Genomic DNA, 24,708 nt, shown 5'->3' on the forward strand with positions numbered 1-24,708 from the left:
TGACCTTCGGGTTATGAGCCCGACGAGCTGCCAGACTGCTCCACCCCGCGTCTGATGAAATGAATTATACGCCCCTTCGCCGGTTTAGGCAAACTCAATCTCGACCCGATGTGCGATTGCAGCACGAACGGACAGGGCGGCGAACCGCGACCACACCAGCCACGCCCGGTGCCGGCGGCACAGCCGGGCCATTCGGGTGTAAAGTAGGCATACATTCATTTCCACCATTTTTTATGAAATTTTGTTCCGAGTGCGGCCATTCGGTCGCGCTGGCCATCCCCGAAGGCGACAACCGGCCGCGCCATGTATGCCCGCAGTGCGGCACGATCCATTACCAGAACCCAAAGATGGTGATCGGCACGATTCCCGTGTGGGAGCATGACGGCCAGCTGCAGGTCCTGCTGTGCCGGCGCGCGATCGAACCGCGCTATGGCTACTGGACATTGCCGGCGGGCTTCATGGAAAACGGCGAAACCACCGGCGAGGCCGCGGCGCGCGAAACCGACGAGGAAGCCGGCGCCAACATCGAGCTCGGCAAGCTGTTCGCCCTGCTCAATGTCGCGCACGTGCACCAGGTGCACATGTTCTACCTGGCCGCCCTGCGCGACCTGGACTTCCATCCCGGCGAGGAAAGCCTGGAAGTGCAGCTGTTTGCCGAGCGCGACATTCCCTGGGACGAGCTGGCCTTCCCGACGATCCGCAAGACGCTGGAACTGTTCTTTGCCGACCGCGTCAAAATGCGCGAGGGGGGCGAGAGAACCGAGCCGATCGGTTACGGGTTCCACAGCCACGACATCGTCCGCCCGATGATCGCCCCGCGCGAACCCGACTGACCAGCGAGCACGCCATGATTCCCTGGCTCGACGCGCATACGCCGTTTCCCGACGTGTCCGAGGCGCTGACCATCGACGCGCCCGGCCTGCTCGCGGCCGGCGCCGACCTGTCGCCGCAACGCCTGCTGCTGGCCTACCAGAACGGCATCTTCCCGTGGTTCTCCGAAGGCCAGCCCATCCTCTGGTGGAGCACCGACCCGCGCATGGTCCTCAAGACGGAAGAGTTCAAGATCAGCGACAGCCTGAAGAAAACCCTGCGCCGCATCGAGCGCAGCCGCACGGACGGCGGGCGCTGGCAGGTGCGCTTCGACAGCGCCTTCGAATCCGTGATGCGCGCCTGCGCCGCGCCCCGCAAGGACGGACCCGGCACCTGGATTTCCGACGACATCATCGCCGGCTACACCGGCCTGCACCGGATGGGCTATGCGCACTCGTCCGAGGTCTGGCTCGACGGCGAACTGGTCGGCGGCGCCTATGGCGTCTGCATCGGCCGCATGTTCTACGGCGAGTCGATGTTCGCTCGCGTCTCCGACGCCTCGAAGGTCGCGCTCGCTTACCTGGTCGCCTTCCTGCGCGCGCATGGCGTGCGGATGATCGACTGCCAGCAGGAGACCGGCCACCTGGCCTCGCTGGGCGCGGCGCCGATTCCGCGCAGTGTCTTCCTGCAGCACCTGCGCGCGGCGATCCGCGAACCGGCCATCGAACGCTGGGAAGTGGCGCCACCGTTGACTGGCTAACCGTGCGCGCCCTTCGCTTTCGTTAGAATAGGTTCATCACGTCGTCTCGAGAGTCCTGCATGACGCACCTTAATGACCTGCCCTTCTCCACGCTGCAGTTCTACACGACCGCGCCCTATCCCTGCAGCTATCTCGACGCGCGCCAGGCGCGCTCGCAGGTGGCCACGCCTTCGCACCTGATCAATGCCGACGTGTATTCCGAGCTCGTGAAGAACGGCTTTCGCCGCAGCGGCATCTTCACCTACCGGCCTTACTGCGACGGCTGCCAGGCCTGCATCCCGGTGCGCGTGCGCTGCGCCGACTTCGCGCCGAACCGCGCCCAGCGCCGCGCCTGGAAACGCCACGAGGACCTGACCGCCATGGTGGCCAACCTGTCGTTCTCGGACGAGCACTACGCGCTCTACCTGCGCTACCAGACCACGCGCCACGTCGGCGGCGGCATGGACCAGGACAGCCGCGACCAGTACGCCCAGTTCCTGCTGCAAAGCCGGGTCAACACGCGGCTGGTCGAATTCCGCGAGCCCGACGGCCTGCTGCGCATGGTATCGATCATCGACGTACTGTCCGACGGCCTGTCCTCGGTCTATACCTTCTTCGACCCGGACGTGCCCGGCGCCTCCTTCGGCACCTACAACATCATGTGGCAGGTCGGCCAGGCGCGCGAGCTGGGCCTGCCCTTCGTCTACCTCGGCTACTGGATCGAGCAGAGCCCGAAGATGGCCTACAAGATCAATTTCCGCCCGCTGGAGGCGCGCATCGGCGGCAAGTGGGGCATCCTGGACCGGTAGGGTGGGCGGCTTCGCCGCCCACGCGGTGATCGTTCCTGGCTCCGTGATCGTGCCGGGTGGTCTTGCCGCTCACTATCACCGCGTGGGCGGCGCGCACGCAACCATGGTCCGCACGTCAAGGTCGAGCCGCCACCCTACGCCGTAACGTTCATTCACGTCGCGGCGCACGGTACAATGCTGCGACCATTTCCAAGAGCGTTCCATGTCCGACAAACTCCTGTACACCCTCGCCCGCCCCCTGCTGTTCGCGCTGCCGCCTGAGACCGCCCACAACCTGACCCTGCCGGCCCTGCGCCGCGCCGCCGAGCGCGGCATGACCGGCATGTTCAGGAAACCGGCGCCGGACCCGCGCACCGTGATGGGCATCACCTTCCCGAACCCGGTCGGCCTTGCCGCCGGCCTCGACAAGGACGGCGCCTACATCGACGGCCTGGCCGCGCTCGGCTTCGGCTCGATCGAGATCGGCACCGTCACCCCGCGCGCCCAGGCCGGCAATCCGAAGCCGCGCATGTTCCGCCTGCCGGCCGCGCAAGGCATCATCAACCGCATGGGCTTCAACAACGGCGGCGTCGACGCGTTTGTCGCGAATGTACAAGCTTCGCGCTTCTACCAGGAAAAGCAGGGCGTGCTCGGCCTGAACATCGGCAAGAACGCCGACACGCCGATCGAGCGCGCGGCCGTGGATTACCTGCACTGCCTGCGCAAGGTCTATCCTTACGCCAGCTACGTCACGGTCAACATTTCCTCGCCCAACACCAAGAACCTGCGCCAGCTGCAGGGCGCGTCGGAACTGGACGACCTGCTGTCGCAACTAAAGCTCGAACAGACCCGCCTGGCGGACGCGAGCGGACGCTACGTGCCGCTGGCACTGAAGATCGCCCCGGACATCGACGCCGACCAGATCCAGAACATCGCCGGCGCCCTCTTGCGCCACAAGATCGACGGCGTCATCGCCACCAACACCACGCTCAGCCGCAACCACGTCGCCGGCATGCGCCACGGTAAGGAAACCGGCGGCCTGTCGGGCGCGCCGGTGTTCGACCTGTCGAACATCGTGGTGCGCGAAATGAAGAAGGTGCTGGGCGACGCGGTGCCGATCATCGGCGTCGGCGGCATCCTGTCGGGCGACGATGCGAAGGAAAAAATGGCGGCCGGCGCCCAGCTGGTGCAGCTGTACAGCGGCCTGATCTACCGCGGCCCGGCGCTGGTGCGCGAGTGCGCGGATGCGTTGAGGGCATAAGGGGACGACGATGGAACGCAAGCGGCTGGGACGCAGCGACCTGGCGGTATCGACCGTCTGCCTGGGAACGATGACCTTCGGCGAGCAGAACACCGAGGCTGACGCTCACGCCCAGCTCGACTATGCGGTCGGGCGCGGCATCAACTTCATCGATACCGCCGAGATGTATCCGGTGATGGGCCGCGCCGAGACGCAAGGCGCAACCGAGCGCTACATCGGCAGCTGGCTGCAAAAACGCGGCCGCCGCGACGACCTCGTCATCGCCTCGAAAATCGCCGGCCCGAACGCGAACATGCGCTGGATCCGCGGCGCGGCGCACGACCTGGACGCGGCCAACGTGCGCGCGGCGGTCGAGACCAGCCTGCAGCGCCTGCAGACGGACTATATCGACCTCTACCAGGTCCACTGGCCGAGCCGGAACGTACCGATCTTCGGCGCCAACAGCTTCAACCCGAAGCGCGAGCGCGACAGCGTGCCGATCGAGGAAACCCTGGGCGCGCTGGACGAACTGGTCAAGGCCGGCAAGATCCGCCACATCGGCGTCTCGAACGAAAGCCCCTGGGGCGTGTGCGAGTACGTGAAGCAGAGCGAAACGCAGGGCCTGCCGCGCATCGCGACCATCCAGAATCTGTACAACCTGACGGCGCGCGCTTTCGAGACCACCCTGCTCGACGAGGTGTGCTTCCGCGAGGACGTCTGCCTGCTGGCCTACAGCCCGCTCGCCTTCGGCCAGCTGACGGCCAAGTACATCGACAACCCGAAGGCGCATGGCCGGCTGACGATCTTCCCGCCGAACTGGAGCCCGCGCTACGTGCGGCCCGAGGTGCTGGCGGCCACGCGCGAATACGCGGCGCTGGCGCGCGCGAACGGCTTGACGCCGGCGCAGATGGCGCTGGCCTGGTGTTACTCGCGGTGGTTCGTGGGGTCGACCATCATCGGGGCGACCAATCTGACCCAGCTGGAAGAAAACATCGATGCGGCCGGGATCGTGTTGTCGCGCGAGGTGACGGACGCGATCGATGCGATTCACGCGCGCATCACCAACCCTGGTCAGTAGCGTCCTGCTTACCCGGCGCGGCGATAGGTCGATGCCAGGTTCGGGAGGAAGTAAATGGCGCGGCGCCCCAGCCTGGCGACCAACATGTAGTACGCGGCCTTGCATTTGCCGAGCCAGCCGGCGCGCCCACCCAGGTGCGCACGCACCTCACGGTAGCGGGCATAGTCTTCGAACTGGAGGAAGGTCGACACGCGACGGAAGCCGGCGACCGCGCCGAGCAGGCGCCGCGGCGACCAGAACAGGTTGTTGTGCTGCCTGCGGATCCGTCCAAAGGCACGCGCATAAACGTTACGTGCCGGCAGCGGCAGCCAGTGACAGAACGGCAGCTCGGTGTCGTGGCCGATGACGGGGAAGAGCTTGTTCGGCGTCGTAATGACCAGCACGTCGCGCGTAATGCGCGCCAATTCGCTCACGAATGCAGTGTCGAGGCCGGTGTGTTCGATCACTTCGACGCAATAGGCGGCATCGACCGACTGGTCGGGCAAGGGAATGGCGGCGATCGATGCGTTAATCCATTCCATCCGATCTGCCACACTCAGGATGGCGGCGATGCGCTGGGCCGCCAGCAGGCGTTGCGCATCGTATTCGACCACCACCACACGCACCTCCGTGCGCAGTGCGAAAGCAAAGGCGAGCCAGCCATAGCCGGCACCGATGTCCGCCACGCGCGCGGCACCCGGCTGCAGGCGCAGAAGCGGCTCGACGAAATCGTAAACGTAGGAGGCGATCAACTTGTCCAGGTCGAGATGACGATATTCGCTGCGCTTGAAATGGTCGACCTGGCGAATCGCCTGCTGCTGATCCGCCGATACCCAGCGCGGCCCCGGCCGTACCGGCGTCGCCAGCTCGGCGCCGCAGACTTCCTCGATTTCCTCCGCCAGCCGTTCTGATGTGGACACCGTTTCTCCTTAAAATTATTTCCGACTGTACAAAAGTATTAATAATTTTACATAAGAAGAATATTTCAAACAATCAAGAAATTGCTACTTCAGCCTGTAGTGTCTTCTCGATATCCGACCTTGTGAACCCGGGCGCGAAACGCTCGATGAAGTGGTAGGCGTAAGCCCGCAGGTACGCCCCGCGCCGCACGGCCAGGCGCGTCACGTTCGGCGCGAACAGGTGCGAGGACTCGACCGCGCGCAGGCCGCGGTCGCGGCCGTGGTCGAAAGCCATCGAGGCGATGATGCCCACGCCCATGCCCAGCGACACGTACTGCTTGATGACGTCCGAATCCATGGCCGTCAGGACGATGTCCGGCGTCAGCCCGGCGCCGCGGAAGGCTTCGTCGATGTGGCCGCGGCCGGTGTAGCCGACGTCGTAGGTGATCAGCGGGTAGTTGGCCAGGTCTTCCAGCTTGAGCGGCGTGCTGGCCAGCAGCGGATGGCCGTCCGGCGCCACCACCACGTGGCTCCAGCGGTAGCAGGGGAAAGACACCAGGTCGGGAAAGGCCGACAGGCCCTCGGTGGCGATGCCGATGTCGGCGCGGCCCGACAGCACCCATTCGGCGATGTGTTCGGGCGCGCTCTGCTGCAGGGCGATGCGCACGTTCGGGAAGGCGTTGCGAAAGGACTGCACCACCTGCGGCAGCGCATAGCGCGCCTGGGTGTGGGTGACGGCGATCGTCAGCGTTCCGCTGTCCTGGGCCGCGTATTCCTGGCTGGCCTGGGACAGGTTCTCGGCCTCCACCAGCAGGCGCTCGACGATCTTCAAAATACCCTTGCCCGGCGCAGTGAGGCCGGTCAGGCGCTTGCCGTTGCGCTCGAAGATGACGACGCCGAGCTCTTCCTCGAGCTCGCGGATCTGGCGCGACACGCCCGGCTGCGAAGTGAACAGCGCGTTGGCGACGTCGGTCAGGTTGAAGTTGCGGCGCGCGGCCTCTCGTACCGAGCGCAGCTGCTGAAAGTTCATATGCCGCCTCCCTCGTCGACGAACACCTCGATGCGGCGCGGACGCACGCTCAGCGTCTCGCCTTCCTTCAGGCCGAGGCGCGCGAAGCGCTCGTTCGGGATCACGGCTTCGATCAGCCCGTTGGTATCGAGGCGCTCGAGGTCGAGCTGGGCCAGCGGGCCGATCGCATGGGCGCGGCGCAGCTTGACGGCGATGCCCGGCTGGCCCGGCGCATAGCGCTCGACTTCCAGATCGTGCGGACGGACGTAGCCGATGCCTTCGGCATTCGTCACGCCGTTCAGGCTGGGCGCGTCGAACAGGGCGTCGCCGCTGGCCAGCACGCCTTCGTGCACGCGGCCGTGGAACAGGTTGACGTTGCCGAGGAAGCCGTAGACGAAAGGCGACGCCGGCTGGTTGTACACGCTCTCGGGCGTGCCGAGCTGCTCGACGCGGCCCTTGTTCATCAGGACCACCTGGTCGGCCACTTCCAGCGCTTCTTCCTGGTCGTGGGTGACGAAGATGGAAGTGACGTGCAGCTCGTCGTGCAGGCGGCGCAGCCAGCGGCGCAGTTCCTTGCGCACCTTGGCGTCCAGGGCGCCGAAGGGTTCGTCGAGCAGCAGCACGCGCGGTTCCACGGCAAGGGCGCGCGCCAGGGCGATGCGCTGGCGCTGGCCGCCGGACAGTTGCGGCGGATAGCGGTCGGCGATCCAGTCGAGCTGCACCAGCTCCAGCAGCTGCTTGACCTTGGCGCGGATCTGGTCTTCGGAGGGGCGCTCCTTGCGCGGCTTCACGCGCAGGCCGAAGGCGACGTTCTCGAACACGGTCATGTGCTTGAACAGCGCATAGTGCTGGAACACGAAGCCGACCTGGCGCTCGCGCACGTGGCGGTGCGAGGCGTCCTGGCCGTCGAGCAGGACCGCACCGGAATCCGGATGCTCGAGGCCGGCGATGATGCGCAGCAGCGTGGTCTTGCCGCAGCCGGAAGGGCCGAGCAAGGCGGTCAGCTGGCCGTCCGGAAACTGCAGCGAGACGTCGTCGAGCGCGGTGAACTGGCCGAACTGTTTGCGGATGTGTTGGACTTCGATCGTCATTGCGCGTGCTCCGTGTTGCCGGCGTCGCTACTCCTGGACTGGTGCAGGCGCCATTCGATAAAGGTCTTGACGGCCAGCGTCACCAGCGCAAGCAGCGCCAGCAGGGATGCGATCGCGAACGCGGCCGTGAAGTTGTATTCGTTGTAGAGGATTTCCACCTGCAGCGGCATGGTGTTGGTCTCGCCGCGGATGTGGCCCGAAACCACCGACACCGCGCCGAACTCGCCCATCGCACGCGCATTGCACAGGATGACGCCGTACAGCAGGCCCCACTTGATGTTCGGGAGCGTGACGCGCCAGAAGGTCTGCCAGCCGCTCGCGCCCAAAACCAGGGCCGCCTCTTCCTCCTCGGTGCCCTGCTGCTGCATCAACGGGATCAGTTCGCGCGCCACGAACGGGAAGGTGATGAAGACGGTTGCCAGCACGATGCCCGGCACCGCGAACAGGATCTTGATGTCGTGCGCGGCCAGCCATTCGCCGAACCAGCCCTGGGCGCCGAACAGCAGCACGTAGATCAGGCCGGCGATCACGGGCGAGACCGAGAACGGCAGGTCGATCAGGGTCAGCAGCACGCTTTTGCCGCGGAAGTCGAACTTGGCGATGGCCCAGGCCGCGGCCACGCCGAACACCAGGTTCAAAGGCACCGAAATGCCGGCGGCGATCAGGGTCAGCTTGATGGCCGAGATCGCATCCGGGTCGAGGATCGATTCGACGTAGGTGTCCCAGCCGCGCTTGAGCGCTTCGGTGAACACGGCGACCAGCGGCACGAACAGGAACAGGGTCAGGAAGGTCAGCGCGACGGCGATTAGCGCCCAGCGCACCCAGTTCGGCTCGAAGGTATTGGTTTTCGGCGCGCGCAAGGAGCGCGGCGCCACGACGGTGGGTTTGTCAACGATGGTATCGAGTGCAGCGCTCATTTCTTGCCCGCCCGTTTGCGCGTCCATGCCTGGAGCAGGTTGATGGTCAGGAGCAGGATGAACGAGATGATCAGCATCACGACCGCGATCGCGGTGGCGCCGGCATAGTCGTACTGCTCCAGTTTGGTGATGATGAACAGCGGCGTGATCTCGGACACCATCGGCAGGTTGCCGGCGATGAAGATGACGGAACCGTATTCGCCGGTGGCGCGGGCGAAGGCCAGCGCGAAGCCGGTCAGCAGCGCCGGCACGATCGACGGCAGGATCACGCGGAAGAAGGTCTGCAGGGGGCTCGCGCCCAGGCTGGCTGCGGCTTCCTCCAGCTCGCGCTCGGCCTCTTCCAGCACCGGCTGCACCGTGCGCACCACGAACGGCAGGCCGATGAAGGTCAGCGCGACGACCACGCCGAGCGGGGTGAAGGCGACCTTGATGCCGAGCTTGTCGAGGTATTGGCCGATCCAGCCGTTGTTCGAATACAAAGCGGTCAGGGTGATGCCGGCGACGGCGGTCGGCAGCGCGAACGGCAGGTCGACCAGGGCGTCGATGAAGCGCTTGCCCGGAAACTTGTAGCGCACCAGCACCCAGGCGACGATGCCGCCGAAGACGACGTTCAGCGCCGCGCCGATCAGCGAGGCGCCGAAGGTGAGTTTGTAGGAAGCGACCACGCGCTCGGAGGTGACAGCGCTCCAGAAGGCTTCCCAGCTCATGGTGAAGGTCTTGAGGAAGACGGCCGAGAGCGGGATCAGCACGATCAGTGTGAGATAAAAGATCGTGAACCCGAGCGACAGCCCGAAGCCGGGAATGACCCGGCCGGGTGCGCGTGCTTGCGGGATGGAAGTCATGGGGTGCCTTATTACATTTTCTTCTAACAGGCTGACATAATCTCACGCAATATTCATAATACAAACGAAGGAATCTTCATTTGCATAGATGAATTACGCTATTAGCGGGCTGAACTTCATACGTGCGGTAAATCGTTTAATAGATCAATTTTGCGGCGACGCCGGTCAGCGTCATGGCCAGCAGCGCGCGCAGGAAACGTTCCGGCACCTTGCGCGCCAACATCGAACCAAGGGTGATGCCGGGCAGCGAGCCAATCAGCAGGGTCAGCAGCAGCATCCAGTCGATCGAGCCCAGCCACCAGTGGCCGAAGGCGGCGATCGCGGTCAGCGGCACCGCGTAGGCGATGTCGGTGCCGGCCACTTCGGCCGGGGTCAGTTTCGGGTAGAGCATCACCAGCAAGGTCGCGCCGATGGCGCCGGCGCCGATCGAGGACACCGTGACCAGCACGCCGAGGATGGCGCCGGAAACCACGGTGGCGGCAGTCAGTGCCCTCCCCTGCAACTGGCGCGCAGGATGGGCGTTGATCCAGGCCAGCATGCGGCGCCGGAACAGCAGCGCGACCACGGTCAGCATGACCGAGCCGGCGATCGAATAACGGATGAGCAGGCCGATCTCGGCGTCGAGCGCGCCATAGTGGCGCAGCGCCAGCGTGGCGACCAGGGCGGCCGGCAGCGCGCCCAGGCACAGGCGGCGCACGATGGCCCAGTTGACCGTGTTGTTGAAGCGGTGGGTGATGGTGCCGGCGCTCTTCGTGATCGAGGCGAAGGCCAGGTCGGTGCCGACGGCAACCGTCGGCGACACGCCGAACAGCAGCGTCAGCAGCGGCGTCATCAGCGAGCCGCCGCCGACGCCCGTCATGCCCACCAGGAGACCGACCGCGAAGCCGGCCGTGATATATGTCATCAACATGCTGTACCCTCAAGTGAACCCAAGAGTAAGCCGGGTCAGTCCTTGGACAAACGACAGCTTCCTTATTTGCTTATGCGTGCAATGGGGATGAGGGTGCGGAGGAGTGCCCAGAGGCAAGGATTAATATGCGGTTTTCGTAGGGTGGGCTCTCGAGCCCACACGGGATCACCGGTTGATACGACGCGGCGCATCCGGAACGCCACGAACCTCGGCCTGCCGGGTTGTGTTTCGATTTGCCACCGCAGCACCGCGTGGGCTCGAGAGCCCACCCTACGCCCTTCGATCGCCATTGCGGCCGATCAAAGGGCGCGGACGCTGGCTAGTGGCTTACTTGTTCGGCTGCGGCGTCATGCGCAGGTAAGGACGCGGCGCCGTATAGCCCTTCGGATACTTCTGCTTGAGCTGCTCCGGGTCCTGCACGGTCAGCGGGATGATGACGTCGTCGCCGTCCTTCCAGTTGCCCGGGGTGGCCACGGTATAGCCGTCGGTCAGTTGCAGGGCGTCGATGACGCGCAGCACTTCATCGAAGTTGCGGCCGGTGCTCATCGGGTAGGTGATGGTCAGGCGGATCTTCTTGTTCGGGTCGATCACGAACAGCGAACGCACGGTGGCGGTGGCCGACTGTTCCGGGTGGATCATGTCGTACAGGCTGGACACCGACTTGTCGGCGTCGGCGATGATCGGGAAGCCGACCACGGTCTGCTGGGTTTCCTCGATGTCCTTGATCCAGTTGCGGTGCTGCTCGGCCGGGTCGACCGACAACGCGATTGCTTTCACGTTGCGCTTGTCGAATTCCGGTTTGAGCTTGGCGGTCAGGCCCAGTTCGGTGGTGCAGACCGGGGTGAAGTCGGCCGGGTGCGAGAACAGCACCACCCAGGAGTCGCCCGCCCACTCGTGGAAGCGGATGCGGCCGATGCTGGAATCCTGCTCGAAATCGGGTGCGGTATCGCCGAGGCGTAAGCTCATGGTTTTCTCCATAGTGAAGGACAAGGATATGCGGCGTCAGCATGGCGCCGCACTGACAATTCAGCCATTGTGCGGCATTTTCGACAAGCTTGCCGGGTTATCACGCAAACCGGTTGTAGAGCACCGTGCCCCAGGTGAGGGCCGCCAGCAGCACGGAGAGGCCGACGGCGGCGCTGCCGAAATCCTTGGCGTTCTTCGACAATGGATGGCGTTCGAGCGAGATCCGGTCGACCACGGCCTCGAAGGCCGAATTGATCAGCTCGACGATCAGCACCAGCAGCAGCACCCCGACCAGGACCAGGCGCTCGAAGGCGGACACCGGCAGCACGAAGGCGAAGATCACGCCGAGCACGAACACCAGCAGTTCCTGGCGGAAGGCATGCTCGATGCGCCAGGCCGTGACCAGCCCCTGGATCGAATAATTCGACGCGTTGATGATGCGACGGAACCCGCCTTTACTCTTGAATTCGCTGACCGGATCTTCCATTTCATTTCCAACTAGACATACGGAGTTGTCATTATGCCTGTTCCCTCGCATGCCGGGGTCTCCCGGCATTAGATGCTGGGCACTAGCGAATCCGCCGACGCTTTTTCGCATTATGGTATAAAGTAGAGACGATACTGCACTGCACCAACCACATCATGAAAATCGACACCCTTGAACCAGCCAAGACCTCGATCCAGGTGATTGAACGCATGGTCGCGCTGCTCGATGCGCTGGCAAACTATCCGGACCCGGTCAGCCTGAAGGAACTCTCCAAGGTATCCGGCCTGCACCCTTCCACCGCGCACCGCATCCTGAACGACATGGTCGTGACCCGTTTCGTCGACCGCGTCGAGCCGGGCACCTACCGCCTCGGCATGCGGCTGCTGGAGCTGGGCAACGTGGTCAAGAGCCGGCTGTCGGTGCGCGAAGCGGCGCTGGACTTCATGCGCAACCTGCACAAGAAGACCCAGCAGACGGTGAACCTGTCGGTGCGCCAGGGCGACGAGATCGTCTACATCGACCGCGCTTTTTCCGAGCGTTCCGGCATGCAGGTGGTGCGGGCGATCGGCGGACGCGGTCCGCTGCACCTCACCTCGACCGGCAAGCTGTTCCTGTCGGTGGACGAGCCGAAGGCGATCCGGGCCTATGCGACCCGCACCGGTCTTGCCGGCCACAACAAGAATTCGATCACCGACCTTGCCAAGCTCGAGCGCGAACTGAGCCTGGTGCGGGCGCGCGGCTATGCGCGCGACAACGAGGAACTGGAGCTGGGGGTACGCTGCATGGCCGCCGGCATCCATGACGACAGCGGGAGGCTGGTGGCCGGCCTGTCGATCTCGGCGCCGGCCGACCGCCTGCAGGAAGAATGGCTTGACGACCTGGTGCAGACCGCCGGGCAGATCTCGGCCACGCTGGGCTTTCGCCCCGCCTCGGCAGCCTGATCTTCGAGCGCCTTGTCCGTCCCGGACTGGTTGCGTCCATCGCATGTTTTGCGGGCGAACATTCCTCGTACGTGACTGCCGGCCACGTGCGTAACGCGTGGGCACAGGGTGCCCACCCTACAGGTACTGTTCCGCCAGGCTGTCAGCGCTTCTGGAGCACCGTCGCCGCCGACACGGTCGAGAACGAGGTGTGGGTCGCCTCGCTGGCGGTCGCCGGCGTGGCGGCGTGTGCCGCCGGAACGATGCTGTCGGGCGTGAGCGCTTCGAGCCAGCGCCGCATGCGGCCGGCATCGGCGGTGCGCGACATCTTGCCCTTCGAATCCAGGAACACCATGATCACGTTGCGGCCCTGGATCATCGCCTGCATCACCAGGCAGCGCCCTGCTTCGTTGATGAAACCGGTCTTCTGCAAGCCGATGTTCCAGTCTGGCAGCGCCACCAGGTAGTTCGTGTTCGAGTAGCGCATCGGGCGGCCGCTCGCCTCCACCACCCAGTTCGGATCGGTCGAGTACTGGCGCAGCAGCGGCTTCTGGTGGGCAAAGGCGACCAGCCTGGCGAGGTCGCGCGCGCTCGAGACGTTCTGGCTCGACAGGCCGCTGGAATCGACGTAGCGGGTGTCGTTCATGCCCAGTTCCCTGGCCTTGGCGTTCATGGCGGCGACGAAAGCGCCGATGCCGCCCGGATAATTGCGGCCCAATGCGGAAGCGGCCCGGTTCTCGGAACTCATCAGGGCAATGTGCAGCAGGTTGCCGCGGGTCATGCGCGCGCCGACGGGCAGGCGCGAGCTGCTGTACTTGAGGCGGTCGACGTCGGCATTCGTGATCGTCAGCATCTCGTTCAGGTCCTGTCCGGCCTCGACGACGACCAGTCCGGTCATCAGCTTGGTGATCGAGGCGATCGGCAGCGGGACGTTGGCGTTCTTTTCGAACAGGACTTCGGAACTGTTCTGGTCCAGCACCAGGGCGACGTTCGAGCGCAGCGACAGCGGATCGTCCGTCTTGTGCAGGCCGGCCAGGTCGCCGGCGGTACGCATCGCCGCGACGGTCGGCGCGGCCTTGCGCACCACCTGGTAGGTAACGCGGCGCTTGCCGTTGACCTTGGTGACACGGCGCACCATGCGCTGGCGATTGCCGTCGGCGGCCTGGGCCACGTCCTGGCGCTTGGCGCGCTTGGCCTTGGCTGCGGTCTTTTTCTTGACCGGCTTCTTCCTGGCGGCCTGCCGTTTCTGCTTTTCCGAGCTGGCCTGGCTTCCCGTGCCGGCGCCGGCCGCGGAGGCCGGCTCCGCCACCAGGAACAGCGATACCAGGATGGCCAACGCAAGCTTAATCATCTGCACTCCCTTGCATGTGAAACTGATGAGTCGTGACTCAAGTGTAGCCGTGTCGAACTCAAGCACAAGCACATTTGACACTGTCGTCATCATTTTGCCCCACTTCAATGGCCTGCGGCGCGCAGCGCGGTTGAGAACATTTCCTTTCGATTCAAATGTGTACACGGTGCAACATATCATTTTACAAAGTGCACGAAGGAAGCCAGCGGCTCGCGTTCGGTAACGAGCGAGTTTTCAATCTTTTCCGGATCGGCCCAGCCCAGCGCCATGCCGCACACCACCGTCTCGTTGGCGGGCAGGCGCAGTTGCTCGGCGATGATGCGGTGATACTGGGTGAAGGCCGCCTGCGGGCAGGTATCGAGCCCGCGTCCGCGCGCCGCCACCATGATGTTCTGCAGGAACATTCCGTAGTCGAGCCAGGAGCCCTGCTCCATCACGCGGTCGATCGTGAAGATCAGGCCGACCGGGGCATCGAAGAAACGGAAATTGCGCGCATGCTGGGCCGCCATGCCGGCCTTGTTGTCGCGCGTCAGGCCGAGCAGGCTGTACAGGTCCCAGCCGACCTTGCGCCGGCGGTCGATGAAGGGCGAGACCCACTCGCGCGGGTAGTAGGCGTATTCCTCGGTATGCTGGCGCGACAGTTCCGGGTCGAGGTGCACGGCCAGGATCGCGTTCGACAGCGCGCTGCGCGCCTGCCCGGTCAGCACGTAGACCTTCCACGGCTGGGTGTTCGTGCCCGAGGGCGCGCGCGCGGCCACCTCGAGGATTTTCTCGATGTCTTCCTGCGCAACGGGGCGGTCGAGGAAGGCGCGAATCGAACGGCGCGAGGTGATGGCGGCGTCGACCGCTTCCTGCTGCTGGCTTGAAATCATGAAGTCTCCTTTTTCTTGACGACGAATGCGACACCGGCAACGGCTACCGCCATGCCTGCCAGCCCGAGCAGGCCGAGGGCCTCGCCGAACAGCAGCCAGGCCATGATAGCGGTCGTCGGCGGGGTCAGGTAGAGCAGGCTCGTCACCTCGGTGGCGGCGCTGCGGCTGATCAACCGGAACAGCAGGAAGATCGCGCCGATCGAGAGCGCGAACACCGACCACAGCAAGGCGCCAAGAAAGTGGATGGTCCACTCTACCTTTGACAACGAAAAATCCAACTGTTCCAGGACGATCGCCAGCGGCAGCAGTACCGCCACCGTGGCCGCGAACTGGATCACGGTCCCCGTGCGCAGGTCGAACTGCGGGCAATAGCGCTTCTGGTACATGGTGCCGGCGGTAATCGACAGCAGCGCCAGCACGCAGTACAGGATGGGAGCCAGGGACAGGCCGGCGAGGTCGATCTTGGCATAGACCACCAGGGCCACGCCGAGCAGGCCGAGCGCCAGTCCCAGCCATTGGCGCGGCAGCACCCGCTCGCCGATCAGCGGCGCGGCGACGGCCGTCAGGATCGGCTGCATGCCGACGATGAGCGCGGACAGGCCGGCCGGCATGCCGATCTTGATCGCGCTCCAGACGCCGCCGAGGTAGCCCGCCTGCAGCAGCAGGCCGGCGACGGCGACGTGCCAGATCCGGCCGCTCGGCCAGGGCGCGCGCCAGAGCAGCACGATGGGCACCAGCACCACCAGCACGCCCAGGCAGCGCAAGAGAAGGAAGGTCAGCGGCGGCGCGTAGGGCAAGCCGTATTTGGCCGCGATGAAGCCGGTGCTCCACAGTACGACGAAGAACAGCGGCAGCGGCGCCAGCCAGGATTGGGCGGGACGGGTAGCGCCTGGGGTGGCGGTCGGTGGGGCCATGGTGGTCATAGAAGGCGCGGCGGGCCGTGGGCTGGCGTAAACGACAAGTCTAGCACGGCCGGCGCCAACATTTTTCCGAGCCGAAAAAAGGCCCGTGGATGGTCGAATTGCTGGCAAAGCGATCAGTAAACTTGTTCATAAGTATTTCATCCGATGCAAGAAAACAACAAAGATTGCCCGAATGGTGCGTCGCACCAAAAACGCTTGACCTGTCCGCCAAAGTGAGGAAAAATTCGCTCTGTTGCGGTGCACAATACCTCCGATGCACCGGCCAGCCTTCCCGCTTCACCGGTCCCAGCAGCATTCATTCATATAACGTCTTGTTTGGAGAACCACATGTTTGCAATCCCTGAGCAGTTCTCGAATGCCACCAAAGCAAATCTCGAATCGCAATTCGCCCTGCTGTCCTCGCTGACGTCGAAGACCTTCGAAAGCATGGAAAAGCTGGTGGAACTCAACATCAACACCGCCCGCGCCACCCTGTCGGACAACTCGGCCGCCGCCCGCCAGCTGCTGTCGGCCAAGGACCCGCAGGAATTCTTCCAGCTGTCCGCTTCGCAGGCCCAGCCGACCGCCGAGAAAGCCCTGTCGTACAGCCGCCAACTGGCCTCGATCGCCACCGGCACCGGCGCCGAATTCTCGAAGGCCGCCGAAAGCCAGATCGTCGAAGCCAACCGCAAGGTCATCGCCCTGGTCGACGAAGTGAGCAAGAACGCCCCGGCCGGTTCGGAAACCTTCGTTGCCGCCGTCAAGACCGCGATCAGCAACGCCAACGCCGGCTACGAGCAGTTCAGCAAGACCACCAAGCAGGCGGTCGAAGCCATGGAACACAACATGAACGCGGCCATGTCGCAGTTCTCGAACGTCGCCGCCAAGGCGCCGGCCGCTGCCAACGCCGCTTCGGCTGCTGCTGCCTAAGCTTCCTGCTGAAGTAGTAAGCGTAAAAAAAGGGCCTGGCCGACGATGTCGGACAGGCCCTTTTTTCGTAGGGTGGGCGGATTTTCCGCCCACGCGGTGATCGTTACCGGCTGGATGATCGTGCCGGATGATCTTGCCTCCAGCTATCGCCGCGTGGGCACTGCTCGGATCAAAGTCCGAACAGTGCCCACCCTACCCTTATTCCCCCAGATACGCCGCCTGCACGCGCGGATCGTGCAGCATGTCCGCCGCCGGGCCGCTCATCGTGATCGATCCCGATTCCATCACATAGCCGCGGTGCGCCGCCTGCAGCGCCAGCTTCGCGTTCTGCTCGACCAGCAGCATGGTGATGCCCTGCTGCGACACCTCGCGGATCACCTCGAAGATCTTCTCGACCATGATCGGCGCCAGGCCCATCGACGGCTCGTCCAGCAGCAGCAGGGTCGGATGGCACATCAGGGCGCGCGCCATGGCCAGCATCTGCTGCTCGCCGCCCGACAGGGTGCCGGCCAGCTGGCTCGAACGCTCCTTCAGGCGCGGGAACACCGCGTACCACTTCTCGATGTCGGCCTCGATGCCGGCCTTGTCGTTGCGCGTAAAAGCGCCCATCAGCAGGTTCTCGTGGATCGACATGCGGGTGAACACCCCGCGCCCTTCCGGCACCATGGCCAGCTTGCGCTGCACCAATTGGAAGGACTGACGGCCTGTTAACGGTTCGCCGAGATAGGCAATCGTGCCCGCGACTTTCGCCGTCGGCAGCGTGCCGGTGATCGCTTTCAGGGTGGTGGTCTTGCCGGCGCCGTTGGCGCCGATCAGGGTGACCAGCTCGCCCCGGTTCACTTCCAGGTCGATGCCCTTGACTGCCTTGATGCCGCCGTAGGCGACCTGCAGTCCCTGGACCTTCAGAATATTGTCGCCCATCAGTGAGCACCTCCCAGGTAGGCCGCGATCACCGCCGGATCCTTCTGGATCTCGGCCGGCGGTCCTTCGGCGATGCGCTTGCCGTATTCGAGCACGGTGATGCGGTCGCACAGGCCCATCATCAGTTTCACGTCGTGCTCGATCAGGAGCACGGTCTTGCCCTGCGATTTGATCTTCACCAGCAGTTCGCGCAGCGCCAGCTTCTCGGTGGCGTTCATGCCGGCGGCCGGCTCGTCCAGGGCCAGCAGTTGCGGCTCGGTGGCCAGCGCGCGGGCGATTTCGAGGCGCCGCTGGTCGCCATAGGACAGATATTTCGCGGTGCGGTGGGCGAACCGGCCGATGCCGACGAAGTCGAGCAGTTCCTGGGCCCGGGCGCGGATCGCCGCCTCCTCCTCGCGCGCCGCCTTGTGGCGGAAGATGGCGCCGAACACGCCCTGTTTCGTGCGCACGTGGCGTCCGACCATCACGTTCTCCAGCGCGCTCATCTCGCCGAACAGGCGGATGTTCTGGAAGGTGCGCGCGATGCCGGCCTTGGCCACCGCATGCGGCGCCGAGGGCGAATACGGCTTGCCGGCCAGCTCGAACGTCCCGCTGTCCGGCTGGTACAACCCGGTGATCACGTTGAAGAAGGTGGTCTTGCCGGCGCCGTTCGGGCCGATCAGGCCGACGATCTGGCCGCGCTCGATGCGGATGGCGACGTCGGTCAGCGCCTGCAGGCCGCCGAAGCGCTTGTTTACACCTGAAATATTCAGCAGGACCTCGCTCATGCGGTGGCCTCCTCTTCGTCCTCGCGCGCCAGGGCCGCGTTCGGGCGCTCCTCCTTGTTCGGCGACGGCCACAGGCCCGCCGGCCGCACCAGCATGATGCCGACCAGCGCCAGGCCGTAGAGCAGCTGGCGCAGCACCTCGGCCTCGACGATCTTCTCGCCGAACAGCGCGACCTGGGCCGGCTCGACCACGTGGCGCAGGATTTCCGGCAGGGCCGCGAGCAGCACGCCGCCCAGCACCACGCCCGGGATATGGCCGATCCCGCCCAGCACGACCATCGCCAGCACGGCGATCGACTCGGTCAGCGCGAACGATTCCGGCGAGACGAAGCCCTGGAAGGCGGCGAACATGGCGCCGGCCACGCCGCCAAAGGAGGCGCCCATCGAGAACGCCAGCAGCTTGACGTTGCGGGTATTGATGCCCATCGCCTTGGCCGCGATCTCGTCCTCGCGGATCGCGACCCAGGCACGGCCCAGGCGCGAATGCTGCAGGCGGCTGGTGATGAAGATGGTGGCGATGCACAGGCCCAGGAACAGGAAGTAGTAAGCGTTCACTGACGGAATCCCGTAGCTGCCGATGTAGACCGTCGACTGCGATCCGGCCTCGCCCGCCAGCGAGACGCCGAAGAAGCGGATCGGGTCGATCATGTTGATGCCCTGCGGGCCGTTGGTGATGTTGATCGGCTCGATCAGGTTGTTCATGAAGATGCGGATGATCTCGCCGAAGCCGAGCGTCACGATGGCGAGGTAGTCGCCGCGCAGCTTCAGGGTCGGCGCGCCCAGCAGCGCGCCGAACAGGGCCGCGACCAGGGCCGCGAGCGGCACGATCGCCCACACCGACAGGTGGATGCCCTCCTGCTGGATTTCCGGGCCGAGCACGGCCACCAGCCACTCGCCCAGCGCCGGATAGTTGTAGACCACCGATTCGAGCAGGGCCGCGAACTGGGGCGAGGCGAACAGGCCGGTGAGATAGGCGCCGACGGCGAAGAAGGCGATGTAGCCGAGGTCGAGCAGGCCGGCGAAGCCGACCACGATGTTCAGGCCCAGCGCCAGCATGATGTACAGCAGCGCCAGGTCGATGATGCGGACCCAGGAGTTGCCGTACTGCGAGGCGAAGAAGGGAAAGGCGAGCATCGCGGCCAGCAGCAGGAGCATGTTGATGCGGGCCTGGCGTGGGTGATGCTGGAGGTCGAAAGTCAGCAGGGACATGTCGGCTCCTTACGCGCGGTCGGCGACGCGTTCGCCCATGATGCCGGACGGGCGCACGGTCAGCACCAGGATCAGCACCACGAAGGCGAAGATGTCCTGGTAATGGCTGCCGAGGAAGCCGCCGGTGAATTCGCCGATGTAGCCGGCGCCCAGCGCTTCGATGATGCCCAGCAGCAGGCCACCGATCATGGCGCCATAAATGTTGCCGATCCCGCCCAGCACCGCGGCGCAGAAGGCCTTCAGGCCCGGCAGCACGCCCATGGTGAAGGTGACCGACGCATAGTTGGCGCCCCACATGACGCCGGCCACGGCCGCCAGCGCGGCGCCGATGGCGAAGGTGGCGACGATCACGCGGTTCGAATCGACGCCCATCAGGCCGGCCACGCGCGGGTTCTCGGCGACCGCGCGCATTGCCCTTCCCATTTTGGTGCGCTCGACCAGCAGCACCAGCGCCACCATGGCGAGCGCGGCCAGCACCAGCAGCAGCACCTGGGTTTGCGAAATCATTGCCCCGGCGATCATGATCGGTTCGGACGAGAGCAGTTGCGGGAAAGGCAGCGGGCTGCGGCCCCAGAACGGCATCGCCATCACGACGGTCTGCAGCAGGATCGAGACGCCGATCGCGGTGATCAGGGGCGCCAGCCGCGGCGCGTTGCGCAGGCGGCGGTAGGCGACACGCTCGATCAGCACGTTGACCAGGATCGCGACGGGAATCGCACCGAGGATCGCAAGGGCCAGCTGCAGGTAGCCCGGCAGGCCGGGGAAGTGGGCGTCGAGCAGTTGCAGGATCGACAGGCCGACCATGGCGCCGATCATCAGGACATCGCCGTGGGCGAAGTTAATGAGGTTGAGCACCCCGTAGACCATCGTGTACCCAAGTGCGACCAGTGCGTACATGCTGCCTAGCACCAGTCCGTTGAGTATCTGCTGGACAAAAGTCTCCATTGTTTCCGCTGCCTCTTTCTTTCGATAACAAAAACGGCACTTCGAGATTCCCGAAGTGCCGCTGTGTGGCTGACGATATTTCGGGCCACATGGACTGCCTTCGGCATTCCATGGGTCCATGTGTCCGTGTAGCCTTCATTCACCGCGACCGCAGACTGCTCCCCTTCACGGAAGAACAGTTGCCAAGACAAAAATTCCGAGCGTCGCCATCATAGCGAGCTTTTTGCGAAACGAACAACGGAAAAATTGTTGCGGCGCTCCTTTGTTATCGAAAGAACAGCAGGGTTTACGCGAGCTCGGCGCGCACGCCGTCCAGGCCTTTCGGCAGCGGGAAGGTGACGTTCTCTTCCACACCCTCGAGCGCGCGCACGCTGGCCGCGCCGAGCGACTTCAGGCGGTCGATCACGGCCTGCACCAGTACCTCGGGCGCCGAGGCGCCGGCGGTGACGCCGATGCGCTTCTTGCCTGCGATCCAGGCCGGGTCGATCTTGCTGGCGTCGTCGACCATGTAGGCCGGCGTGCCCATCTTCTCGGCCACTTCGCGCAGGCGGTTCGAGTTCGAGCTGTTCGGGCTGCCGACCACGACCACCACTTCCACCTGCGGCGCCATGAATTTCACGGCTTCCTGGCGGTTGGTGGTGGCGTAGCAGATGTCGCCCTTCTTCGGCTCGATGATGTTCGGGAAGCGCTTCTTCAGGGCGGCGATGATGTCCAGCGTGTCGTCGACCGACAGCGTGGTCTGCGACACGTAGGCCAGCAGCTCCGGATTGGCGACCTGCAGCTTTTCGACGTCCTCGACGGTCTCGACCAGGTGCATGCCCTCTTCCGCCTGGCCCATCGTGCCCTCGACTTCCGGGTGGCCCTGGTGGCCGATCATGATGATCTCGGCGCCCTGCTTGCGCATCTTCGACACTTCCACGTGGACCTTGGTCACCAGCGGGCAGGTGGCGTCGAAGATCTTCAGGCCGCGCGCCTCGGCTTCGGCGCGCACGGCCTTCGAGACGCCGTGGGCCGAGAACACCAGCGTGTTGCCGGCGGGGACGTCGTCGAGCTCCTCGATGAAGATCGCGCCCTTGTTGCGCAGGTCGGCTACGACGTAGGCATTGTGGACGATCTCGTGGCGCACGTAGATCGGCGCGCCGAACTGGCTCAATGCGCGCTCGACGATTTCGATGGCACGGTCGACGCCGGCGCAGAAGCCGCGCGGCTGGGCAAGCAGAATCTCGTTTTCCATGGTGTTCCCTTTACAGGACCGAAATCAGTTTCACTTCGAATTGCAGGGCCTGGCCGGCCAGCGGATGGTTGAAATCGAACAGCGCGCTGTCGTCGCGCATTTCCAGCAGCACGCCGGCGAAGCGGCCACCCTTCGGCGCATTGAATTCGATCAGCTCGCCGACCTTGTAGTCGGCATCCGGCACCGAATTTTCTTCCAGCGTCGCCTTCGACACCGGCTGGATCAGCTCGGGATTGCGGTCGCCGAAGGCTTCCTGCGCACTCAGCGCGAAGGTTTCGTGGGCGCCTTCCGGCAGGCCGAGCAGGCGCTGTTCGAGGAAAGGCGCCAACTGGCCCTGGCCCAGCAGCAAGGTGGCCGGGGTGCCGTTGAAGGTGGTGATCAGATCGGCGCCACCGGCAATGGCGAGCCGGTAATGCAGGGTCAGGTAGGACGATTCGTTGACGACGGCGGGAGAGGCGTTGGACATGTTCGTTTCGAGTAGCAGGCAAGCCTGTTGCAGGCAAACCGCTATTGTAAGCCACCACCGCCCTTCCCGCCGCCGGCCGCCGCTTTTTTCGGCAGCAGCGAGGCTGCCGGAAATCGATTCGGGCCCGACTGTCGCGTCGGCGCATCGGCATGTTGACCGTCCAACCGGTGCGGTTCGAGAACCCGCTGGACGAACCAGGCGCCCGGGACGATTGCGCGGCACGGCAGCCCTCCCGTATTGCGTCGCGCCCCACCAGGTGCTACCGTTGCCGCGCGGCCGTCCGGCCGCCTTTCCTGGAGCAGCGCGGTGGATGACGAAACGGAATACGAATACGTGGGGTTCTGGGCGCGCGTCGGTGCCGCGCTGATCGATACGCTGCTGATGTTCTTCCTGACGCTGCCGCTGCTCCACATGCTGTACGGCCCGCGATACTGGGACAGCACAAGCCTGTTCCAGGGGCCGGCCGACATTTTGGTTTCGTACGTGCTGCCGGCTGTCGCCGTGATCGCCTTCTGGGTGGCGCGCGGCGCGACGCCGGGCAAGATGGCGATCTCGGCCCAGGTCGTCGATGCCCGCACCGGCAACAAGCCCACGCTCGGCCAGTCGGTGGGCCGTTATCTCGGCTACTACGTCTCGACGATTCCGCTCGGCCTGGGCTTGCTGTGGGTCGCGATCGATCCGAAAAAGCAGGGTTGGCACGACAAGCTGGCGGGCACCGTCGTGATCCGCCGCAAGCGCCCGCCCGCGCAGCCAGTGCGTTTCGTACGCCAGCCCTGAGCGCTCCAGGCATGGCGCCGCAGATTGCACCCATGCGCGCCAGATCAGAACCGTCTTTCCTCGTCTGCCCATAATGCGTGGCGGCGATGCGGCCGCGGCCGCACGCCCTTCCCTCTACGACAAGGAGCAACATGGGTATCAACGACTGGCCGGAACAGGACCGGCCGCGCGAACGGCTGGCGCGCGAAGGCGCGGCGGCCCTCTCGAACGCCGAACTGCTGGCCATTTTCCTGCGCGTGGGCGTGCGCGGGCGCAGCGCGGTCGAGCTTGGCGGCCACATGCTCGAACACTTCGGCTCGCTCCAGCGCCTGCTGCACGCGACACCCCAGGAGTTTTCGGAGGTGCACGGCCTGGGCATGGCCAAGTATGCGCAACTGCAGGCCGTCATGGAACTGGCGCGGCGCGCCGTGTCGGAACAGTTCTTCCGCCAGGCGCTGTGCTCGCCCGACGTCGTGAAAAACTACCTGCGCGCCAAGTTCGGCTTGCAGGCCTACGAATCCTTCGTGGTGCTGTTCGTCGACGTCAAGAACCGCCTGATCGATGCGCAGGAAATGTTTCGCGGCACGCTGACCCACACCAGTGTTTATCCGCGCGAAGTGGTGAAGGCGGCGCTGCGGCGCAATGCCTCGGGCGTGATGCTCGCCCATAACCACCCGTCCGGCGAATGCGCGCCCAGCGAGGCCGACCTGGGCCTGACGCGCGCCCTGGCGCAGGCGCTGGCCCTGGTCGACGTACGCGTGCTCGACCATTTTGTGGTGGCAGGTTCACAAGTGCATTCCTTCGCCGAACACGGCCAGCTGTGAGGAAACTTGCAGTTAACTGCGTGAAAACAAGGCGCTAGCCGCGATTTCACAATTGTTAAATTTAGCCGACGACTTAAGAAACAATTGTTTTTCGCAAGTGATTGATTCCGCGATGGTTTTCACGCTATACTCTCGTTTTTCCGATTTTGGAAGTTTATCTAAGGAGTGCACTATGGCACGTGTCTGCCAAGTTACTGGCAAGGGACCGATGGTTGGCAACAACGTCTCCCACGCTAACAACAAGACGAAGCGTCGTTTCCTGCCTAACCTGCAGAACCGTCGCATTTTCGTGGAATCCGAAAACCGCTGGGTCTCCCTGCGTTTGTCCAACGCCGGTCTGCGCGTCATCGACAAGCTGGGCATCGACGCCGTTCTGGCCGACATGCGCGCTCGTGGCGAAAAAGTTTAATTAGGGAGCTATCATGGCAAAAACTGGCCGCGACAAAATCAAGCTGGAATCGACCGCAGGTACCGGTCACTTCTACACCACCACCAAGAACAAGCGCACCATGCCGGCGAAGATGGAAATCACCAAATTCGACCCGAAGGCACGCAAGCACGTGATCTACAAGGAAACCAAGATCAAGTAATTCGATCTGGTGCAGTAGACGGAAAAGCCGCCCACGCAAGTGCGCGGCTTTTTTATTTGTGCGCTCGACTGAGGAGTTCGGCGCCGAGCGCGCGGATCCTCCAGGCAACCCTGCCGCCCATCCTACCCTTCGGGCAAGACGAAAAGGCGCTGTCACCGTTAGGTGTTGAACATGCCCAGCGCCGCTCGCAGGAAGCGCTCTGGAGAATCGATACGCCGGCCATCGAGCGCCCAGCGCCAGCCGAGATAATTTGGCAAATAGCGCGAG

At 64.5% G+C, this 24,708-nt stretch carries 28 protein-coding genes and 1 pseudogene; 11 read left to right on the forward strand and 18 right to left on the reverse strand.

What is annotated here, in order from left to right:
- The first annotated feature begins 233 nt into the window (after window positions 1-233).
- The 5 genes from RT688_RS21775 (at window position 234) to RT688_RS21795 (ending at window position 4,655) form a co-directional block, all read left to right on the forward strand.
- On the forward strand, window positions 234-833 hold the full coding sequence (locus RT688_RS21775) for an NUDIX hydrolase (protein WP_313706931.1): 600 nt from the start codon (window positions 234-236) through the stop codon (window positions 831-833).
- Between the two features lie 14 nt (window positions 834-847).
- Window positions 848-1,570 (forward strand): leucyl/phenylalanyl-tRNA--protein transferase, encoded by a 723-nt coding sequence (gene aat / locus RT688_RS21780; protein WP_313706932.1) that lies wholly within the window; start codon window positions 848-850, stop codon window positions 1,568-1,570.
- Between the two features lie 59 nt (window positions 1,571-1,629).
- Window positions 1,630-2,358 carry an arginyltransferase gene (locus tag RT688_RS21785; protein ID WP_313706933.1) on the forward strand — a complete coding sequence of 243 codons (729 nt, stop codon included), beginning with the start codon at window positions 1,630-1,632 and terminating at the stop codon, window positions 2,356-2,358.
- 202 nt (window positions 2,359-2,560) lie between these two features.
- Window positions 2,561-3,598, forward strand: a complete 1,038-nt coding sequence (locus tag RT688_RS21790) for a quinone-dependent dihydroorotate dehydrogenase (protein WP_313706934.1) — start codon at window positions 2,561-2,563, stop codon at window positions 3,596-3,598.
- Between the two features lie 10 nt (window positions 3,599-3,608).
- Window positions 3,609-4,655 carry an aldo/keto reductase gene (locus RT688_RS21795; RefSeq protein ID WP_313706935.1) on the forward strand — a complete coding sequence of 349 codons (1,047 nt, stop codon included), beginning with the start codon at window positions 3,609-3,611 and terminating at the stop codon, window positions 4,653-4,655.
- 8 nt (window positions 4,656-4,663) lie between these two features.
- Here RT688_RS21795 and RT688_RS21800 read toward each other — a convergent pair whose 3' ends face one another.
- From RT688_RS21800 to RT688_RS21835, 8 genes are all read right to left on the reverse strand, one after another.
- A complete protein-coding gene (locus RT688_RS21800; protein ID WP_313706936.1) occupies window positions 4,664-5,554 on the reverse strand; it encodes a class I SAM-dependent methyltransferase in 891 nt (296 codons plus the stop codon).
- 73 nt (window positions 5,555-5,627) lie between these two features.
- Window positions 5,628-6,563 (reverse strand): CysB family HTH-type transcriptional regulator, encoded by a 936-nt coding sequence (locus RT688_RS21805; protein ID WP_313706937.1) that lies wholly within the window; start codon window positions 6,561-6,563, stop codon window positions 5,628-5,630.
- Window positions 6,560-7,633 (reverse strand): sulfate ABC transporter ATP-binding protein, encoded by a 1,074-nt coding sequence (locus RT688_RS21810; RefSeq protein ID WP_313706938.1) that lies wholly within the window; start codon window positions 7,631-7,633, stop codon window positions 6,560-6,562. The genes RT688_RS21805 and RT688_RS21810 overlap by 4 nt, the downstream gene beginning before the upstream one ends.
- Complete coding sequence (gene cysW / locus RT688_RS21815; protein WP_313706939.1) at window positions 7,630-8,550, reverse strand: sulfate ABC transporter permease subunit CysW; 921 nt, start codon at window positions 8,548-8,550, stop codon at window positions 7,630-7,632. The genes RT688_RS21810 and cysW overlap by 4 nt, the downstream gene beginning before the upstream one ends.
- A complete protein-coding gene (cysT, locus tag RT688_RS21820; RefSeq protein ID WP_313706940.1) occupies window positions 8,547-9,392 on the reverse strand; it encodes a sulfate ABC transporter permease subunit CysT in 846 nt (281 codons plus the stop codon). Before cysT ends, cysW begins: the two co-directional genes overlap by 4 nt.
- A gap of 136 nt (window positions 9,393-9,528) precedes the next feature.
- On the reverse strand, window positions 9,529-10,302 hold the full coding sequence (locus RT688_RS21825; protein ID WP_313706941.1) for a sulfite exporter TauE/SafE family protein: 774 nt from the start codon (window positions 10,300-10,302) through the stop codon (window positions 9,529-9,531).
- Window positions 10,303-10,629: 327 nt separating this feature from the next.
- The gene (locus RT688_RS21830; protein WP_313706942.1) at window positions 10,630-11,268 is read right to left on the reverse strand and encodes a peroxiredoxin; all 639 of its coding nucleotides are present in this window, start codon (window positions 11,266-11,268) and stop codon (window positions 10,630-10,632) included.
- A gap of 100 nt (window positions 11,269-11,368) precedes the next feature.
- Window positions 11,369-11,755 carry a diacylglycerol kinase gene (locus tag RT688_RS21835; protein WP_313706943.1) on the reverse strand — a complete coding sequence of 129 codons (387 nt, stop codon included), beginning with the start codon at window positions 11,753-11,755 and terminating at the stop codon, window positions 11,369-11,371.
- Between the two features lie 155 nt (window positions 11,756-11,910).
- Here RT688_RS21835 and RT688_RS21840 point away from each other — a divergent pair, with 155 nt between their 5' ends.
- Window positions 11,911-12,696: an IclR family transcriptional regulator gene (locus RT688_RS21840; RefSeq protein WP_312548045.1), complete on the forward strand. Its 786-nt coding sequence runs from the start codon at window positions 11,911-11,913 to the stop codon at window positions 12,694-12,696.
- A 142-nt stretch (window positions 12,697-12,838) separates the two neighbouring features.
- Here RT688_RS21840 and RT688_RS21845 read toward each other — a convergent pair whose 3' ends face one another.
- From RT688_RS21845 to RT688_RS21855, 3 genes are all read right to left on the reverse strand, one after another.
- The gene (locus RT688_RS21845) at window positions 12,839-14,026 is read right to left on the reverse strand and encodes a serine hydrolase (RefSeq protein WP_313706944.1); all 1,188 of its coding nucleotides are present in this window, start codon (window positions 14,024-14,026) and stop codon (window positions 12,839-12,841) included.
- Window positions 14,027-14,202: 176 nt separating this feature from the next.
- On the reverse strand, window positions 14,203-14,898 hold the full coding sequence (locus RT688_RS21850) for a nitroreductase (protein ID WP_313706945.1): 696 nt from the start codon (window positions 14,896-14,898) through the stop codon (window positions 14,203-14,205).
- Window positions 14,895-15,812 carry a DMT family transporter gene (locus RT688_RS21855; protein ID WP_313706946.1) on the reverse strand — a complete coding sequence of 306 codons (918 nt, stop codon included), beginning with the start codon at window positions 15,810-15,812 and terminating at the stop codon, window positions 14,895-14,897. The genes RT688_RS21850 and RT688_RS21855 overlap by 4 nt, the downstream gene beginning before the upstream one ends.
- Before the next feature lie 336 nt (window positions 15,813-16,148).
- Here RT688_RS21855 and phaP point away from each other — a divergent pair, with 336 nt between their 5' ends.
- Window positions 16,149-16,730 (forward strand): TIGR01841 family phasin, encoded by a 582-nt coding sequence (phaP, locus tag RT688_RS21860; RefSeq protein ID WP_313706947.1) that lies wholly within the window; start codon window positions 16,149-16,151, stop codon window positions 16,728-16,730.
- A 198-nt stretch (window positions 16,731-16,928) separates the two neighbouring features.
- On the opposite strand, the gene RT688_RS21865 is transcribed toward phaP, so the two are convergent.
- The 6 genes from RT688_RS21865 to RT688_RS21890 all read right to left on the reverse strand — a co-directional run bounded on the left by RT688_RS21865 (window position 16,929) and on the right by RT688_RS21890 (window position 22,271).
- A complete protein-coding gene (locus RT688_RS21865; RefSeq protein ID WP_313706948.1) occupies window positions 16,929-17,651 on the reverse strand; it encodes an ABC transporter ATP-binding protein in 723 nt (240 codons plus the stop codon).
- Window positions 17,651-18,418, reverse strand: a complete 768-nt coding sequence (locus tag RT688_RS21870; RefSeq protein WP_313706949.1) for an ABC transporter ATP-binding protein — start codon at window positions 18,416-18,418, stop codon at window positions 17,651-17,653. Before RT688_RS21870 ends, RT688_RS21865 begins: the two co-directional genes overlap by 1 nt.
- On the reverse strand, window positions 18,415-19,626 hold the full coding sequence (locus RT688_RS21875; protein ID WP_313706950.1) for an ABC transporter permease subunit: 1,212 nt from the start codon (window positions 19,624-19,626) through the stop codon (window positions 18,415-18,417). The genes RT688_RS21870 and RT688_RS21875 overlap by 4 nt, the downstream gene beginning before the upstream one ends.
- Window positions 19,627-19,635: 9 nt before the next feature.
- Complete coding sequence (locus RT688_RS21880) at window positions 19,636-20,571, reverse strand: branched-chain amino acid ABC transporter permease (RefSeq protein WP_313706951.1); 936 nt, start codon at window positions 20,569-20,571, stop codon at window positions 19,636-19,638.
- Between the two features lie 286 nt (window positions 20,572-20,857).
- Window positions 20,858-21,805 carry a 4-hydroxy-3-methylbut-2-enyl diphosphate reductase gene (gene ispH, locus RT688_RS21885; RefSeq protein ID WP_313706952.1) on the reverse strand — a complete coding sequence of 316 codons (948 nt, stop codon included), beginning with the start codon at window positions 21,803-21,805 and terminating at the stop codon, window positions 20,858-20,860.
- Window positions 21,806-21,815: 10 nt separating this feature from the next.
- Window positions 21,816-22,271 (reverse strand): FKBP-type peptidyl-prolyl cis-trans isomerase, encoded by a 456-nt coding sequence (locus RT688_RS21890; protein ID WP_313706953.1) that lies wholly within the window; start codon window positions 22,269-22,271, stop codon window positions 21,816-21,818.
- A gap of 306 nt (window positions 22,272-22,577) precedes the next feature.
- Here RT688_RS21890 and RT688_RS21895 point away from each other — a divergent pair, with 306 nt between their 5' ends.
- From RT688_RS21895 to rpmG, 4 genes are all read left to right on the forward strand, one after another.
- Window positions 22,578-23,048 (forward strand): RDD family protein, encoded by a 471-nt coding sequence (locus RT688_RS21895; RefSeq protein WP_313706954.1) that lies wholly within the window; start codon window positions 22,578-22,580, stop codon window positions 23,046-23,048.
- Between the two features lie 131 nt (window positions 23,049-23,179).
- Window positions 23,180-23,851, forward strand: a complete 672-nt coding sequence (gene radC, locus RT688_RS21900; RefSeq protein ID WP_313706955.1) for a RadC family protein — start codon at window positions 23,180-23,182, stop codon at window positions 23,849-23,851.
- Window positions 23,852-24,023: 172 nt separating this feature from the next.
- On the forward strand, window positions 24,024-24,260 hold the full coding sequence (gene rpmB, locus RT688_RS21905; RefSeq protein ID WP_312548065.1) for a 50S ribosomal protein L28: 237 nt from the start codon (window positions 24,024-24,026) through the stop codon (window positions 24,258-24,260).
- Between the two features lie 13 nt (window positions 24,261-24,273).
- Window positions 24,274-24,441 carry a 50S ribosomal protein L33 gene (gene rpmG, locus RT688_RS21910; protein WP_005665735.1) on the forward strand — a complete coding sequence of 56 codons (168 nt, stop codon included), beginning with the start codon at window positions 24,274-24,276 and terminating at the stop codon, window positions 24,439-24,441.
- 150 nt (window positions 24,442-24,591) lie between these two features.
- On the opposite strand, the pseudogene RT688_RS21915 reads toward rpmG, so the two are convergent.
- Window positions 24,592-24,708, reverse strand: a pseudogene (locus RT688_RS21915) (IS1595 family transposase); the annotation flags it as partial.

Origin of the sequence: Massilia sp. (assembly GCF_032106685.1) — a bacterium.
GTDB lineage: Bacteria > Pseudomonadota > Gammaproteobacteria > Burkholderiales > Burkholderiaceae_D > Telluria.